The sequence below is a fragment of the Microbulbifer sp. NBRC 101763 genome (genome assembly GCF_040371615.1).
GTDB classification, from domain to species: Bacteria; Pseudomonadota; Gammaproteobacteria; order Pseudomonadales; family Cellvibrionaceae; genus Microbulbifer; species Microbulbifer variabilis.
This window is the reverse complement of the sequence record NZ_BAABQV010000024.1, coordinates 1-1,259: the sequence shown is the minus strand read 5'-3', so window position 1 is coordinate 1,259 and position 1,259 is coordinate 1. Positions and strand designations below refer to the sequence as shown.

General features: G+C 57.3%; 1 protein-coding gene. It reads right to left on the bottom strand.

Features of this window, described 5'->3' with window-relative positions; all coding sequences use genetic code 11:
- Positions 1-1,259 (bottom strand): hypothetical protein (locus tag ABWV76_RS22010; protein ID WP_353377298.1); only part of this gene is annotated, 1,259 nt, incomplete at both ends.

Here is a 1,259-nt window from a genome sequence, read left to right as displayed (position 1 = left end):
CTGATTGTTGGTGCCGGTCAGGGTCAGGCCATCGCTATAGGCGCTGGCATTCAGGCTGTCATCGCCGCCATTGCCGTCCACTGCAGACATACCACTCACGGTCAGGTCGTAAACCGCAACATCCCCACCGGATTGCAGCACAAATGCATCTGTGCCACTGGTGCCCAGCAGATTGGCATTGACCGCGGTGAGGGACTCTACATTGGAGAAGGTAATACTGCTGTTGCTGGCTTGTTTGCTGGTGCCGGTTAAGATCCAGTTGGCACCATCGGCACCGGTCACACTGTCACTGCCATCCAGGGCATTGATCGTGCTCAAGCCGCTGAAGGCGATACCGTAGCTGCTGGCGGCATTGCTGCCATCCACCACAAAGCTATCGGCATTATCGGTACCGGTCAGTGCTGCAGTCACCGCACTGACAATGCCGTCGAAGGTCAGGGAGCCCGCGGCCACCTGATTGTTGGTGCCGGTCAGGGTCAGGCCATCGCTATAGGCGCTGGCATTCAGGCTGTCATCGCCGCCATTGCCGTCCACTGCAGACATACCACTCACGGTCAGGTCGTAAACCGCAACATCCCCATTCGATTGCAGGGTGAAGGCATCTACACTCGCTGTGCCCAGCAGATTGGCATTGACCGCGGTGAGGGACTCTACATTGGAGAAGGTAATACTGCTGTTACTGGCTTGTTTGCTGGTGCCGGTTAAGATCCAGTTGGCACCATCGGCACCGATCACACTGTCACTGCCATCCAGGGCATTGATCGTGCTCAAGCCGCTGAAGGCGATACCGTAGCTGCTGGCGGCATTGCTGCCATCCACCACAAAGCTATCGGCATTATCGGTACCGGTCAGTGCTGCAGTCACCGCACTGACAATGCCGTCGAAGGTCAGGGAGCCCGCGGCCACCTGATTGTTGGTGCCGGTCAGGGTCAGGCCATCGCTATAGGCGCTGGCATTCAGGCTGTCATCGCCACCCTGGCCATCAACAGCGGACATACCACTCACGGTCAGGTCGTAAACCGCAACATCCCCACCGGATTGCAGCACAAATGCATCTGTGCCACTGGTACCCAGCAGATTGGCATTGACTGCAGTGAGGGACTCTACATTGGAGAAGGTAATACTGCTGTTACTGGCTTGTTTGCTGGTGCCGGTTAAGATCCAGTTGGCACCATCGGCACCGATCACACTGTCACTGCCATCCAGGGCATTGATCGTGCTCAAGCCGCTGAAGGCAATACCGTAGCTGCTGGCGGCAT